Origin of the sequence: Paenibacillus humicola (assembly GCF_028826105.1) — a bacterium.
Taxonomy (GTDB): Bacteria; Bacillota; Bacilli; order Paenibacillales; family Paenibacillaceae; genus Paenibacillus_Z; species Paenibacillus_Z humicola.
In genome coordinates this window covers 893,011-905,396 of record NZ_JAQGPL010000001.1, presented here as the reverse complement: position 1 = coordinate 905,396, position 12,386 = coordinate 893,011, and the positions used below count along the sequence as shown (strand labels likewise).

The window sequence follows — 12,386 nt, the reverse complement described above, 5'->3', positions numbered from 1 at the left end:
GCCTCCTTTCAGCCGGGAGGCTTTGCCCATTTTCGGCCCGGCCGGGCGGGCGCAAGCGCAAAAACCCGTCCCCGCGCTGGTTAGGCTGCGGTAACGGGTCTCCGTGAAGGCTCTTCAATTCCCCGCGGCTAGGGTTAAATCCACGCCTTCAAATTGACCTGTCGAATGAAATCCTCCCGGCTCTGCACCTCGTTGCCGCCGCTCTCTTCCTGGTCGTCAACGTCGCCGTTCATGATCCGGCGGAACAAGGATTCGTTATACGTCGCAAGCGCAAAATCGATCAGCGCTTCGCGTTCGATTTTCTCGGCCTCCAGCTTCAGCAGCACTTCTTCAAGCTCGATATCGGCCGCCGGAACATAAAAGTTGCGGTTCGCCTTCGGCACGCGGATCACATAATCGAATGCGTTATCAGCATTGCGGTCGTACGCGATAATATATCCGTAATCTCCGATAGGGAGGTTCTGTTCGAACTGGTCGGAAACGATAATTACTTTCTGCCCTAATTTGAGCATGTGCTCCACCCCTGTCTCTACCAGACATCGTTATTATTTCTATCCTACTAAAAAAAAGTAGGGAAGTCCAATCATAGAGACAGATTCCGGGGGCAAAGCCATAAATTATTTCCTCCTGTTTTTCCAGTCCGCCCTGACGATCAGCCAATAAAAGAGCAGCGGGAGCGGGAATTGAATCAGTCCCCATACGCCCCAAAACCATGGATAGCGGCTCCTTCTCCGCGCATCGGCGAACAGCCAGGTGGATTGGCTGAGCAAAATGGCGGCAATAAGCAAAAATCCCCACATCGTAAGCTCGTTCATTCCGGATTCACCTCCTTTTCCTTTTTGGCGGTTGCAGCCAGAAACAGCGCCGCTCCGGCGAGCACGGCGGCCTGCAGTCCGGCAAACCACGCGACCCCGCTGCTCAGCAGCATCCAAAGCCCGCTGATGACGACTGCGCCGATCGTCCACAGGAGCAGCAGCTCCCGCAGAAGACTGGCGTGTATCGCTTTTTTCTTCCCGGCGACGAGCTGCTCCAGCGCATCCAAGGAAGGCTGCGGCGGCTGCATCCGCTCGTCCCAGCGGCGAAGATGCCCGCCGAGCAGCGCCTGGAATTCCGCTTCCATCGAAGCATCCATTTCCCCGGCGTCCGGACGGCTGTTATCGCCGTTGTGCGAGCCTTTTCCGTCAGCCGCGCCGTACCCTTCTCTTAATCGATCATGGCGTTTCCCGCCCCGTCGCTTCATCCTCGCTCAGCTCCTTTCGCAACTGCTTAAGCCCGTTGTGCAGCCTCGATTTTACCGTTCCAACCGGAATATCGAGCCACCGGGCGATTTCCTCATACGCATAGCCGTAGTAATACTTCAGCAAAATCGGCACGCGCACGTCATAAGGCAGCTCGCCGAGCGCATCGAGCGCCCGCGGCCAATCCTCCCGCTGCATCGCCGCCTCGAAACGAATTGCCTGCAGCGCCTGCTCGCCGGACTGCCATTTGCGCTCGCGCCCTTTCTTGCACATTTCGTCGATATAAAGCCGCGTGCCGATCGAAATGAGCCAGGTGGAAAATTTCGCCGAACCTTTGTACGTCCCGATCCGCTCAATCGCCTTCAGCATCGTCTCCTGCGCCAGATCCTCCGCCATCGCCTTATGCATCGTCACTTTCAGCAGGTAACGGTACAGCATCGGATAATGCTTCTGCAGCAGCCGGGCAAGCGCCTGTTCGTCTCCCCGGACGGCGAGCCGGATCGTGCGCCGCTCTTCTTCCGCCAGCAGCTCGCTTGTACTCATGCCCAGCCGGCTCCTTTCCCCCTGGTAGATGTGGTTTCACTTAGGATATCCCGTAATCGAATTCGGCAATAGGACGCCACAGGAAGGCAAAAAGTTCACGTCCATCGAAAAAATTGTTTTCCCGGCCCAGCGGAAACGGCCTCCGGCATCCTTACGCACGGCGCAGGCTATCCCCGGTTTGACAAGCGAGAGCAGCGATTCCTTCCGGCGGAAAATAAAAAAGCCGTCCGCCGCAGTATCTCACTGCGGTGAACAGCTTTTCATGGGTTGCCCGGCCAGTCCGAAACCGGCGCACGAACGGCAGCTTATTCGGCCGCAGCCAGCATCCGTTTGCGGTACATTTCCGGACTGACGCCGACCGTCGCCTTAAACAGGCGGCTGAAATGCGCCGGATGGCCGAAACCGACCGCCTGACAGACGTCGGACACCTGGCGGTGCGGCTCGAGCCGGAACAAAATTTTCGCCTGATTGATGCGCCGGTTATACAAATATTTAAAGACGGTCGTTCCCGTCACTTCCTTGAACAGGCTGGATAAATACGGCTTGGTCAGATGAAGCGCCCCGGCGATCGTATCCAGCGAAAGATCCTCCGTATAATGCTCTTCCAGGTAGGTAATGACGCTTTGAACGTGAGCCTCTTTGCCCGACCGGTGGCCGCGCTCGAGCACGGGCTCCCGGCACCACTCCCGGATCAGATGCAGCAGCTCGAGAAAACGCAGAACGAATCGGTCGTAGGCCGCTCCCGGATCGGACGCGCTGCGCCTGGCGTACAGCCGGCCGAGCTCCGACAGCAGCGTCTCTATCTCCGCGCGGTCTTCGCCCGCAAGGCTGATCCGAATATTGCGCAGCTCCTCGAACGGCTTCAGGAGGAGCGACGCCGGCTCCGGCTGCAGCACTTTATGCACGTACGCCGGATCAAAATGCAGAATCGTCCGCACATACGGCATTTGCGGCGACGGATTCGGACAATGCAGCGTCATGCCGTGCATCAGGATAAGGTCGCCCGGCTGCAGCGTCATCAGCTTGTCGCCGATCAGGTAGTTGCATACGCCCGAATCGAAATAATAGATTTCGTAAAACGCGTGCGAATGAAAATGCGCGCCTTCCATCGGGCTGTCGTTCCGGTACGTCATTTCGATCGGATACTTCCACTGCATCGTGAGCGGCATGCTCGTCTCTCCCGGCCAGGATACCGGCTGCATCCGCCATGCGGGCGCCGGCATCCCCGTTTGAGACGATTGTATCATGCCCCCCGGCGGCGCCGCATCCTCCGCGGTCATTACACGATGCGAACGGCCGCGTTCTGCGCCTTCAAGCACAGCTCGGCCGCTTTGAACGCATGCGCCTGGGTCATGGCGTTCTCCGTCCGGTTCAGGCAGTCGAGAATCAGCTCGCCGAAGAACGGATAGCCGATCTGTCCGTTTACGGCAAAATGATACTCGCCTTCGCCGTTCGCCAAGTAAACGTGCCCGCCCTGCTTATCCCGTCCGATATCGATATATTTCCGCAGCTCGATAAAGCCGTCGGTACCGAGAATGATCGTCCGGCCGTCGCCCCAGGTCCCGAGCCCGTCCGGCGTGAACCAGTCGACGCGAAAATAGTTCGTCGCCCCGTTGTCGCCGATCAGCGTCGCATCCCCGAAATCCTCGAGCTCCGGCACGTCCGGATTGTTATAGTTCGCTACCTTGCTGTGCGCCACCGTCGCGTCCTTGCAGCCGGCAAAGAACAGAAACTGCTCGATCTGGTGGCTGCCGATATCGCACAGGATGCCGCCGTACTGCTCCTTGCGGAAAAACCAGTCCGGGCGCGAAGGCTTGTTCAGCCGGTGCGGTCCGGTGCCGAGCACCTGCAGCACGCGGCCGATCGCGCCCTCGGCGATCAGCTGCCCTGCGTAAACCGCGCTCTCCACATGGAGGCGCTCACTGTAGTAAACCATATATTTTTTGCCCGTTTCGTCCGCTTTCCGCCTTGCGGCATCCAGCTGCTCCAGCGTCGTAAACGGCGTTTTATCGGTAAAATAGTCTTTGCCGTGGTCCATAACCCGCATACCGAGCGCGGCTCGTTCGTTGGGAATGGCGGCGGCAGCGACAAGCCGCACTTCTTTGTCCTCCAGAACGACTTCCGGGCTGGAAGCGACCTGGACGGAAGGGTACGCTTTTACAAACGCCTCGACCTTCGCCGGATCGGGATCGTATACCCATTTCAGCGTGCCGCCCGCTTCGAGGAGGCCGTTGGTCTGGCCGTAAATATGGCCGTGATCGAGCGCCATCACCGCAAATATGAATTCGCCCGGTCCGCATACCGGCTTCGGCTTGACGACGGACACCGGCGCGTAATTCATGCCGTCGGCGCGGTTGAAATCTGCTGCTGCCATGTTCGTTCACACTCTCCTTATCGTGGTCGTATCTCGTCAGTGCGTGCCCGTCAAATCGGCAGGTGCAGCCGTCTGTTCGGTTTCCGGCTTCTTGAAGCTCGAAGCGGCGATCCGCTTGTTAAGCTCGGCTTCGTGCAGATCTTCGTTAAACGGCAGATCGACCCAATCGTCGAGCCAGGTGGACAGATGCATCGCATTGGAAATCGTCAGTCCGTAGATGCCTTCCTCGCCAGGCGCCACAAGCTTCTCGCCCTTCAGCACCGCGTTGGTGAAATTTTGCAAAATGCCCCGGTGCTCCGGGCTCTTTCCGCTGCTCGGGATGTCGATCTTCCAGCATTCCGGCGAAGCGAACGAGGCTTTGTTGCGGGCATTGAATTCCTGCTCGGATTCGCGCAGGCGCCAGAACGTCATTTTGCCGTCCTCGATGACGATTTTGCCGCGATCGCCGGTGACCTCGAACCGGTTCGTTCCCGGAGCGTCGGCCGTCGAAGTGATAAATACCCCGGTTGCGCCGTTATCGTATTCGACATAAGCCGTCACGTCGTTCTCCACCTCGATGCTGCGGTGTTTGCCGAACTGGCAAAACGCGCGGACGCGGACCGGCATAAGGCCGCCGACGGCCCACTGCCACAAATCGAGATTGTGCGGGCACTGGTTGATCAGCACGCCGCCGCCTTCACCGGCCCACGTCGCCCGCCACGAGCCGGAATCGTAATAAGCCTGCGAACGGTACCAGTTCGTAATGATCCAGTTCGTGCGGCGAATTTCGCCGAGCTCGCCGGAAACGACCAGCTCGCGAAGCTTCTGATACAAAGGGTTCATGCGCTGGTTATACATGATGCCGAACGTTTTGCCGCTGGCCGCAGCCGCTTCGTTCATCTTCCGCACCTGCTTGACGTACACGCCGGCCGGCTTCTCGATCAGCACGTGCATGCCTTTGGCGAACGCCTGAATCGCCTCGGTCGGATGATCGTAATGCGGCGTCGCCACGACGACCGCGTCGACCAGGCCCGAATCGATCATCGAGGCCGAATCCTCGAACACGGGCAGCCCCGGCCATTCCTTTTTCGCCCACTCGCGCTTCGGCTCGAAGCCATCGCACACCGCGGTGAGCTCCGCTCCCTCGACCTGCCCCGCAAGCAGCGTTTTCACGTGTCCGGAGCCCATGTTCCCTACACCGATAATGCCGAACCTCAGCTTGTTCTCACTCATGTTTACAACTCCTCCATCCAAGTTTTCATTTGTTTGGCGTAAGTGTGCAGCATCTCCGCGGATCCGTATGCGCCGCTGAAATCCTCCAGCCCGAACCAGCCGTCGTAGTTGACCGATTTCAGATCGGCCAGCACCTGCTTCCACGGCACGATGCCGCTTGCGATCGGCCGCCAGCCGGATTTCCAGTCGGCGGGCTGAAGCGGATCGGCTTCCGCGCCGCCTGCGCCCATCGCCTGCGGCGTATTCGGCTGCGACTCGGACGGCGACCAGCCGGCGTTCTTCACATGCACGTGCGCCAGATGCGGGCCGAGCAGTTCCAGACCCATCCGGTAATTTTCGAAGCCTTCGTGCACCATGTTTCCCGGATCGTACAAGACGCCGACATGCTCGGGATTATACCGGCTGACGAGCCGGTGCGCCAGGCCGGCGCTGGGCGCGATCGTCACATGATGCGTCTCGATCAGTGCCTTGATCCCGTAGTCCCGCGCGAGCGGCTCGACCTCGTTCAAATAAGCGATCGCTTCTTCAAACAGCTCGCCGTACGGGCGCGTCCGGTTATAGCCGGGGACGCCGACGCGCACCATCGATGCGCCGAGCCGCTTCGCCAGGCGGAAGACCCGGTCGGTGCTTTCGAGATCGCCGCAGGCCAAGTACGGCGTCAGCGCCAGTACTTTTCTGCCGCTGCCTGACGCCGCCCGCTCGAACCGGGCGATTTCGTCTTCGCCCGCATCCGGCGAAATCGTGCATATGTTATGCCCCCAGAAGGAGGGCTTCTCCTTGCGCAGCTCTTCCGGCGTTTCCTTGCAGCGCCATTCCAAGCCTTCAATGCCCGCCGAAGCGGCCGCCCGGCACAGCTCCTCCGGCGTTAAATCCGGCGTCGCCACCGTAAAAACGGATAATTTCACGCTCATCGACTTCGTCCACATCCTTTGCATTCGTATAAGGGAAACGTATTACGACAGAAGGAATTCGAACAGGCAGCCGCGAGAAATCGCTTACATGAACCTTTCGCAGCGCAACTCGTTATTGAACGCATCAAGTATTTTTAGAAAGTTCTGCCGGACCCCGGTTCGACAGGAATGAGATTCAGCTCGCATATGCGATCGGCGTTGCGAATCCGATTTCGACCCGCGTTGATACCTGCTGCACCGGCAAGGTGTCCGAAAAAAAAGCGGATCGCTTACTCTGCGATCAATTCGCGGCTCCGAAAACTTGACTGTAGTTTAAGTGTGCGGCTCCTGGGAGCAGCCGATTCCCTTAATTTCCGATATACCGGTTTACCGGAATTATATCTTGCCGCATCGCCGTCCGGTACGTCCGGGTTACGCTCGTTTGTCGCCTCCTTCGTTGCCGTGCCGATTATTTCTTTGGAGTCCGCCGCCGCTTTGCGAATGCCGGGTACGCCTCGATTTACGGCTTGTCGGCTTGTCTTTCCGGCCAGGATGCGCCCGAAGAAGCGGTGTGCCGTTTTGAAGCGCCGGGTCGCCTGGACAGCGGCGGAGCTTCACCGCTTACCGCTTGACCTGTAAACCTATGCCCCATTGTAGCACAGTCAAAATTAAGCCGGAGCTTGATTCTGATTTCGCTTAATGACAATCAAATAATTGAGGAAACTGATGTGCCAGAGTTAAAAAACAAAAGGACAAGGTCCGGTTCAACCGTTTCTTGTCCTGTCTCCGTCACGTATGTACGGCGGCCGTCAGACGATCCGCCGCGCTCCCTTATAATCCACAGCGGATTCGGCAGCCGCAAGCTGCGCTCCGCCGGGCAAACCATCCGGTGCCTGCCGTCTGCCGGCGGCCAGTCTCAGCATCCCCGAGTCCCGGAGCAGGGAAATGCCTTCCGCCGCTTCGGCCAGCTGGTCGTTGCGCTCCCGCACGATATCGGCGATCGTCAGCGTGACGCGAGCCCGTCTCGCATTGGCTTCCATCGTTCATTCCCCCCGGCGCATAATATAAATCGGATTAATTCCAGAATATCACTGTTTGCTTTAATGTTCAATAAACCGGCGTACAGGTCATCCGTCCGCCCGTCCAAAAACGCCGCGTCCACCGCCTGATCCTCGATCGGGAAATGAATCGTAAACACGAAACGTCCAAAAACGTGGCACAAATAAATCGTTTGATCGGTATAAAAAATTTCCGTGGACGGCGGCCTGTTTCCGTCGTCCGGATTAAACGCGATCGCCTCGCGGTAAGCGGAAGCCACATAGGAGCCCGGATCGTGAAGCGGGATGGACGTTTGCCGCGGATGCGCCAGGCCGGACAGCGCGACGAGCTCAAAGCGGCCTTCGCCGTCGAAATAATACAGCGAGGTGGCATCGCAGTTGCCGACCGTCACCAGCTCGGAGATGATGCCCGCCCCTTCGTCGTAGCAAATGGTGCCGCCCTTCAGGTGACTTTGCGTCTTGCGCAGCAATTCTTCAAAACGGGTCAGCCGGATTTCGTCGACCAGCGGAAAAAAATCCTCCATAAACCGATTGTATTGCTCGAACCGCTCCGCAGCCAGCATGACTTTGTCGAGCGATTGCAGCTGCTTGCTGTTGCGCAGCGCGATATGCGCCTCGAGCGAGGCGCTGAGCTCCTGCTTCAAGATGCGTACGATATCATCGGAGCTTTGAAAGCCGAACACCCACGGCACGACCTGGTATGCGTCGTTCAAGATGTTCAGCACCTCCCGCTTGACCGACATGCTCCCGATCTGCCGGATCACCGCTTCGAACGACGGCGGCTTATCCGAGTCGGCGTCTTCGCTGTCACGCAGCTGGCGGTAAATGCGCAAATACTCCTTGAAGTAAAAATTTTTGATATATTCTTCGGCAAAAACATAGATCGTCTTGCCGGCCGCAATCGCCTTTCTCAGCTCGAGGTGCGTCACGCTTTTGCCGGCATCGTGGACGAAATAACCGACCTCGTAGCCGATGATGAGAATGTAGATATGAGCCTGCTCGACCGCGCGCAGACAGGTGGCGATCATGGTACCGGCCTGATTTTTGGCGAAGGCGTCGGCTTCGAACAGGATCGGCTCGTGTCCCGCTTTGGCAATAAACGAAGCCACCTGCTGCCGAATTTCCTCAAGGCCGCCGGATACCGAGCTGATAAACATTTTGGTCGCCATACGGCGCTGCCTCCTTCCCTTGACGATATTCGTGCATCTGCCGCCGATTACCGAAATCGAAAGAAACGTTGGGCTTCTGTACAAAATGAATCGCTCTCCGTCAAGCTCCCCCGCATCGCGGCCGGACAAACGGCGAAAGCCGGATAGCGCCAGCCGCTCGCCGGTTCCATGAAACATACGTCCCGCAGCCCGAAGTTATGCGCCGGAAAAATGCGTCTCGAACGGCCGTATCCGGCGGCGCGTTACGGAAGCGTAATCAGTCCTTCGGGCGACCGGGTCAGCGCCCGCGGTCCTTCCGGCGCCACCAGATAGCTGTTCTCGATGCCGACGACGCCCCGGCCGGGAAAGGTGAATTTCGGTTCGACCGCCAGAACCATGCCGGCTGCAAGCGGTTCGCGGAAGCCCCTGGCCAGCACCGGCCATTCATCCACTTCAAGCCCGATGCCGTGGCCAAGAAATTTTACCCGGTCGTCGCCATACCCCATAAAATGCTCGGACAGCCCGGCTTCCGCCGCCTGCTCCAGCGCCGCCGCATAGAGCGCTTCGGGCGAAACGCCCGGTTTCATGAGCTGCTCGGACCTATGGACGATCGCTTCCGTTATGGCGTATGCCGCGGCCAAATCGTCCGGCAGCTCGCCGATGACAGCTGTACGCGTCTGGTCGATAACGTAGCCGTCGATGCAGCAGCCGACGTCGAGCAGAATCGGCTCGTTCCGTCCGATCGGCCTCATGCTGACGCTTTGCGCAGCAGCCGAGCCGAGCCCGCGCCCGCCGGCCGGGCCGTCGAACGCGCTGGGCTCGGCCGCCGCTTCTCCGGCTCCGATCATACCGGTCAAAATTTCCATGTTGTACCCGCGGGTGCGCATGATGCCGATATGGCCCCGCAGCCGAAGCTCGAATTCGATGCGGCCCATCAGCTTCTGCTCGGTCATGCCTGCCCGCAAATCGTTCAGCGCGGCAAAAAGCGCTTCGTGCGCCGCCTGCGCCGCCGCTTCGATCCGGCCGATTTCCCACGGCGATTTGATCATCCGCATGGCGCGCAGCAGCGCAGAGCCGTCGACGAGCTTAGCTGCGCCGGCCAGCTGATCTTCCAGCTTCCTGCACAATTGTGCCGGAAGCACATCCATATCGGCCGCAATGCGAAGATCGCCTGCGTCTGCGCCGGAAAACAACCCGGGGAAGTCCCGCTCCAGCATCAGCCGCAGCGACCGGAGCGATGGCAGCGGCTCGACACGCACCGCCGATTCCGACTGCGCGCGCGAGACGCTCCGGCGCACGTAGAAAACCGGGTTTCCGTCGGCCGGCACAAACGCGTAGCCGGCCTGCATCGAGCCGATAAGGTAATAGAGGCCGAGATGCTGCGTCACGAGAAAACCGGACAGCCCTTCCCGCCGCAGCGACTGCTGCAGGCGCGCGATGCGCGATTCGAGCTCGCTGCGCAGCAATGGTTCATGAAGCATACAAGGGTTCACCGCTTTCCTATTTTCCAATCCATGGCTTCATTATACCAAATTAGGACGGCTGCCGGTCTCCTGCGGAAGAAGCAAACAGCAAAACAGCCGGCTCGTCAGTAGTCGACGAGCTCGGCCGTTCCTTTAATGTCCCATTCAATCGGTTCCATAACGGAAAAGACCCGGGGGTATACCAGCTTCACGATCATGACGACGCCGGGCTTTCGGAGCGTGACTTCGTAATCGTATGCCGCATTTCGATACACGTAGGGAAACGATTGATCGTCATTGACGACATCGCATACGAGCACCTCCACCCGGTCACGCAAGTAAGCGCCGGGCAGCGGCATGCCGTCTTTGTCCAGCTGCAAATTGGCCTGCAAATAATGCGCGGCTTCCCTGGCGGCCGCGTCCTCGTCAATATGAAGCCTGCCGTCGGCAAGCGCCGCGGGGTCGAGCTGCTGCGCAGCCGCATGGGCGGCCCGGTTGACCGCATGCTTGCCTTGAAACAAGGCGGCCGCCGCCATTTCCTCGTCCGTCTGCAGCGCATGCATCGACATCCAGACGACCATCATGAGAAGGATCAAAACGAGCTTATACATACTTCACCCACCGTGCGTCAACTAAGGTACATACTCGCTCATTTTCATACCTGCCGCACGCAGCCGGGAGTCCGCCGGGAGCGGCTCGATACCGATCAGCCGGTCGATGTCGAGCAGTCCCTCCACCGGATAGGAAATCGTCAGGCTAAGTCCCGTTCCTCGCGGCAGCGGTGCGGCGGCACTGGTCGCAAGCGCGCTGTTCGAACCCGTCACCTCGTAACGGATTTCGTCCGGATGCAGCCCGAAGCCGGCGAGCCGCAGTCTGGACTGCTCCATCATCGTTTCGTCGATATAACCGTGATCCGCGTTGGAGCCGATTTCGAGCAAATAGTCGACCTCCGCCTGAAGAACGGCCTGCCGAACGACAAGCACATGCTTGTATATCGGCGAAAACAAAAACCAGCAGATCGTCGCGGCAAAAAGCACAAACACGAGCAGGCTTCTCAAGGGTTCATCCTCCGGATGGAATTGGCCATATGGCTTCCCGATCGCTCAAGCAGCGCTTTTGTCCCTTCATCGCCCCCGGTTATATTCGTATACAGGGTAATCACGACGACAACCAGCAGCATCGTCATCAGCAGTGCGCGCATTCGATCACCTCCCGAGAAGATTAAGACAGGGCTCATTTGTAACCGGCCGGCGCGTAACCGGCCAAGCAAACGCCGCCTGCGCAGGCCTGCCGCCGCTTACGGATTCAATTCGCCGATTTTCGTATTGGCCGCGTCGCCTTGCGCCTGAATTTGGGCCTTCGTGCCGGTCGTATCCTTCGTTACGATCGCATTAAACAACAGCACGACCACGACGATCATCATCACCGTCATCAAAATATTCCGCATTATCTCACCTCCTACACGTTCTCGGACCATTCATGACATGGTCAACCGGCGAAACGGCACCGGCCCGCTTCAATGAAGCGATTCAAAAAGCTTCTGTCCTTCCCGCACCCAGGGATAAATAAAAATCTGGAACGTATACAGGATCGGGATGCCGGCCAGTACGAACAGCACGTAAGACGTCGATTCCTTCCGGCTCTCCTTCGCCAGATCAAGCTTCTCCTTATAGTCCTGAATCCGCTCGCGCAGCAGTACGTAATATTCCTCGCTTTCGTGGAGGCGCAGCGAGTCGATCGTTTCGACGAAGCTCATTCCGTCCTCGGTTCCCAGACGAAGCTTGAAACGCCTCAGCGCACCTTCGGCGTCGTGGTACCATTCCCCGAGCATCGTCTGCATATCGGCCCGCATCGTTCGGGTATACGGCAGGCAGCGCATCAGCTTCGTATGGATGTGCAGCGAGGATCCGGAAAGGTACAGCAGCTGACTGCTGACGACGTAAATTTCCTTTGTCATGCGTTCCGAACGGTGCTTGCGCAGCGCCTCCAGCCATACCTTGTCCCCCATCATGAACAGCATGGCGATGCCTAATGCAAGGAGCGGGGCATAAGAGGGAAACGGAGCTTTCGGCAGCCCGGCAAGTCCGTAAGCAGCCGCGGCCCAAAGCGGAAATCCGGCAAGGAACGCCCTTCGCACCAGCACATAAACCGCCGCGTCGCCGGAGTAGCCGCATCCGGCCAGCAGGCGCTCCCGCTCTTTAAAGACCGGGTCGGTGCGGCGAAGCCGCGCAAGGCGGAGCACCCGCTCCGGAACCTCCTTCCCGCCCCATCGCAGGGAAGCAAGGTGCGCCCATCTTGGCCTGCGGGCGAAAATCGCGCGAAGCAGCGCGATGCCAAACACCATGCCAAGCGCATACTGGCCGGCAAGCGCCGCCCAAACGACCGCTCGCGACAGTGTGTCGTCCATCGCGAACCCTCCCTTCATTCTCCCTATTGAAAATCGCTTCGCTCCGGTCAGCC

The 12,386-nt window shown here is 58.9% G+C and carries 16 protein-coding genes and 1 pseudogene; 1 reads left to right on the top strand and 16 read right to left on the bottom strand.

All coding sequences use genetic code 11. From position 1 onward, the window contains the following. Positions 1–134 precede the first annotated feature (134 nt). The 8 genes from PD282_RS04335 to PD282_RS04300 form a co-directional block, all read right to left on the bottom strand. The gene (locus PD282_RS04335) at positions 135–512 is read right to left on the bottom strand and encodes an ATPase (RefSeq protein ID WP_274649142.1); all 378 of its coding nucleotides are present in this window, start codon (positions 510–512) and stop codon (positions 135–137) included. Positions 513–617: 105 nt separating this feature from the next. Then, entirely contained in the window at positions 618–815 is a 198-nt protein-coding gene (locus tag PD282_RS04330) for a sigmaY antisigma factor component (protein WP_274649141.1), read from the bottom strand. After that, entirely contained in the window at positions 812–1,240 is a 429-nt protein-coding gene (locus PD282_RS04325) for a DUF5345 family protein (RefSeq protein ID WP_274649140.1), read from the bottom strand. The genes PD282_RS04330 and PD282_RS04325 overlap by 4 nt, the downstream gene beginning before the upstream one ends. Continuing rightward, positions 1,212–1,781: an RNA polymerase sigma factor SigY gene (sigY, locus tag PD282_RS04320; protein ID WP_274649139.1), complete on the bottom strand. Its 570-nt coding sequence runs from the start codon at positions 1,779–1,781 to the stop codon at positions 1,212–1,214. Before sigY ends, PD282_RS04325 begins: the two co-directional genes overlap by 29 nt. Positions 1,782–2,086: 305 nt before the next feature. Beyond that, a complete protein-coding gene (locus PD282_RS04315; protein WP_274649138.1) occupies positions 2,087–2,950 on the bottom strand; it encodes an AraC family transcriptional regulator in 864 nt (287 codons plus the stop codon). A 110-nt stretch (positions 2,951–3,060) separates the two neighbouring features. After that, positions 3,061–4,155: a Gfo/Idh/MocA family protein gene (locus PD282_RS04310; RefSeq protein ID WP_274649137.1), complete on the bottom strand. Its 1,095-nt coding sequence runs from the start codon at positions 4,153–4,155 to the stop codon at positions 3,061–3,063. 36 nt (positions 4,156–4,191) lie between these two features. Next, entirely contained in the window at positions 4,192–5,367 is a 1,176-nt protein-coding gene (locus PD282_RS04305; protein WP_274649136.1) for a Gfo/Idh/MocA family protein, read from the bottom strand. 2 nt (positions 5,368–5,369) lie between these two features. Further along, positions 5,370–6,272: a sugar phosphate isomerase/epimerase family protein gene (locus PD282_RS04300; protein WP_274655014.1), complete on the bottom strand. Its 903-nt coding sequence runs from the start codon at positions 6,270–6,272 to the stop codon at positions 5,370–5,372. A 167-nt stretch (positions 6,273–6,439) separates the two neighbouring features. On the opposite strand from PD282_RS04300, the pseudogene PD282_RS04295 reads away from it, so the two are divergent. Beyond that, positions 6,440–6,565 (top strand): annotated as a pseudogene (locus PD282_RS04295) (methionine adenosyltransferase domain-containing protein); the annotation flags it as partial. A gap of 501 nt (positions 6,566–7,066) precedes the next feature. Here PD282_RS04295 and PD282_RS04290 read toward each other — a convergent pair. The 8 genes from PD282_RS04290 to PD282_RS04255 all read right to left on the bottom strand — a co-directional run bounded on the left by PD282_RS04290 (position 7,067) and on the right by PD282_RS04255 (position 12,333). Further along, positions 7,067–7,297 carry a hypothetical protein gene (locus PD282_RS04290; RefSeq protein ID WP_274649135.1) on the bottom strand — a complete coding sequence of 77 codons (231 nt, stop codon included), beginning with the start codon at positions 7,295–7,297 and terminating at the stop codon, positions 7,067–7,069. Further along, complete coding sequence (locus PD282_RS04285) at positions 7,261–8,484, bottom strand: DUF4062 domain-containing protein (protein ID WP_274649134.1); 1,224 nt, start codon at positions 8,482–8,484, stop codon at positions 7,261–7,263. Before PD282_RS04285 ends, PD282_RS04290 begins: the two co-directional genes overlap by 37 nt. Before the next feature lie 242 nt (positions 8,485–8,726). Continuing rightward, positions 8,727–9,944 (bottom strand): M24 family metallopeptidase, encoded by a 1,218-nt coding sequence (locus PD282_RS04280; RefSeq protein ID WP_274649133.1) that lies wholly within the window; start codon positions 9,942–9,944, stop codon positions 8,727–8,729. Between the two features lie 107 nt (positions 9,945–10,051). Continuing rightward, positions 10,052–10,537, bottom strand: a complete 486-nt coding sequence (locus PD282_RS04275) for a hypothetical protein (protein WP_274649132.1) — start codon at positions 10,535–10,537, stop codon at positions 10,052–10,054. Positions 10,538–10,558: 21 nt separating this feature from the next. Continuing rightward, entirely contained in the window at positions 10,559–10,984 is a 426-nt protein-coding gene (locus PD282_RS04270; RefSeq protein ID WP_274649131.1) for a hypothetical protein, read from the bottom strand. Then, a complete protein-coding gene (locus tag PD282_RS04265) occupies positions 10,981–11,127 on the bottom strand; it encodes a hypothetical protein (RefSeq protein WP_274649130.1) in 147 nt (48 codons plus the stop codon). Before PD282_RS04265 ends, PD282_RS04270 begins: the two co-directional genes overlap by 4 nt. Before the next feature lie 96 nt (positions 11,128–11,223). Continuing rightward, complete coding sequence (locus tag PD282_RS04260) at positions 11,224–11,373, bottom strand: hypothetical protein (protein ID WP_274649129.1); 150 nt, start codon at positions 11,371–11,373, stop codon at positions 11,224–11,226. 69 nt (positions 11,374–11,442) lie between these two features. Then, on the bottom strand, positions 11,443–12,333 hold the full coding sequence (locus tag PD282_RS04255) for a hypothetical protein (protein ID WP_274649128.1): 891 nt from the start codon (positions 12,331–12,333) through the stop codon (positions 11,443–11,445). Between the last annotated feature and the right edge of the window lie 53 nt (positions 12,334–12,386).

What these genes read in the sequence shown, in the direction of transcription:
- PD282_RS04315 (WP_274649138.1), bottom strand. Translation starts at nt 2,950, where the DNA reads ATGCCGCTCACGATGCAGTGGAAGTATCCGATCGAAATGACGTACCGG.
- PD282_RS04280 (WP_274649133.1), bottom strand. Translation starts at nt 9,944, where the DNA reads ATGCTTCATGAACCATTGCTGCGCAGCGAGCTCGAATCGCGCATCGCG.
- PD282_RS04305 (WP_274649136.1), bottom strand. Translation starts at nt 5,367, where the DNA reads ATGAGTGAGAACAAGCTGAGGTTCGGCATTATCGGTGTAGGGAACATG.
- PD282_RS04285 (WP_274649134.1), bottom strand. Translation starts at nt 8,484, where the DNA reads ATGGCGACCAAAATGTTTATCAGCTCGGTATCCGGCGGCCTTGAGGAA.
- PD282_RS04325 (WP_274649140.1), bottom strand. Translation starts at nt 1,240, where the DNA reads ATGAAGCGACGGGGCGGGAAACGCCATGATCGATTAAGAGAAGGGTAC.
- PD282_RS04310 (WP_274649137.1), bottom strand. Translation starts at nt 4,155, where the DNA reads ATGGCAGCAGCAGATTTCAACCGCGCCGACGGCATGAATTACGCGCCG.
- PD282_RS04335 (WP_274649142.1), bottom strand. Translation starts at nt 512, where the DNA reads ATGCTCAAATTAGGGCAGAAAGTAATTATCGTTTCCGACCAGTTCGAA.
- PD282_RS04290 (WP_274649135.1), bottom strand. Translation starts at nt 7,297, where the DNA reads ATGGAAGCCAATGCGAGACGGGCTCGCGTCACGCTGACGATCGCCGAT.
- PD282_RS04275 (WP_274649132.1), bottom strand. Translation starts at nt 10,537, where the DNA reads ATGTATAAGCTCGTTTTGATCCTTCTCATGATGGTCGTCTGGATGTCG.
- PD282_RS04265 (WP_274649130.1), bottom strand. Translation starts at nt 11,127, where the DNA reads ATGCGCGCACTGCTGATGACGATGCTGCTGGTTGTCGTCGTGATTACC.
- PD282_RS04260 (WP_274649129.1), bottom strand. Translation starts at nt 11,373, where the DNA reads ATGCGGAATATTTTGATGACGGTGATGATGATCGTCGTGGTCGTGCTG.
- PD282_RS04255 (WP_274649128.1), bottom strand. Translation starts at nt 12,333, where the DNA reads ATGGACGACACACTGTCGCGAGCGGTCGTTTGGGCGGCGCTTGCCGGC.
- sigY (WP_274649139.1), bottom strand. Translation starts at nt 1,781, where the DNA reads ATGAGTACAAGCGAGCTGCTGGCGGAAGAAGAGCGGCGCACGATCCGG.
- PD282_RS04330 (WP_274649141.1), bottom strand. Translation starts at nt 815, where the DNA reads ATGAACGAGCTTACGATGTGGGGATTTTTGCTTATTGCCGCCATTTTG.